Annotated in this window: 1 protein-coding gene; it reads left to right on the top strand. The window is 39.8% G+C overall.

The genetic code is table 11. From position 1 onward, the window contains the following. A partial coding sequence (locus tag DXC04_RS15355; RefSeq protein WP_330426492.1) for a hypothetical protein occupies nucleotides 1-683 on the top strand: 683 nt, incomplete at both ends.

Consider the following 683-nt stretch of genomic DNA (forward strand, 5'->3'; position numbering starts at 1 on the left):
TGTTTAACAAATGGAACAGTAGAAGTAAAAGGAGATTTCACCTCGAACTATAAGGAAACAGGCTCCAACTGGTATGGCTATTATGAAACGAATACGCATAAGACAATATTTTCAGGAGAGAAGACGCAGAAGATCAGCTTTAAAGAGGCGAGTCAAGTAAATGGATTTAGTGATAAGTTGGAGCTTCAGAATAACGATATCAATTTTGCAACACCAATTTATAATGTGAAGATCAATCAGGACACACAGCTTACGAATACAGAAAAACTGATGATAACAGGTACATTAAATACAGGCGGTTATAAATTTGCAACAACCGGAAATATAGATGCAGAAAGACTGGACATGGGAGGTGCAGGAGTAGAAATTGCCGGAGATGTAGCGGTCAGAACAATGAATGTGTCAGGCAGTGATAACCTTATTAAAGGAAATCTGATGGCGAACGGAGGAGGTGCTGCCTTTAAGCAGGGAAGTCTGGAAGTAGGAGGAAATGCGGAATTTAATAATGGCTTTCTGCAGATGCAGGATACAGAAGACAAACTGCTTGTGAAAGGGAATCTGACGTTAGGTGAAACATATGGAAGCAGTAAGGGGGATTGTTTAAGAAATGGAACAGTAGAAGTAAAAGGAGATTTCACCTCGAACTATAAGGAAACAGGCTCCAACTGGTATGGCTATTATGA

The organism is Dorea sp. OM07-5, assembly GCF_003481355.1.
Taxonomy (GTDB): Bacteria; Bacillota; Clostridia; order Lachnospirales; family Lachnospiraceae; genus Dorea_D; species Dorea_D hominis.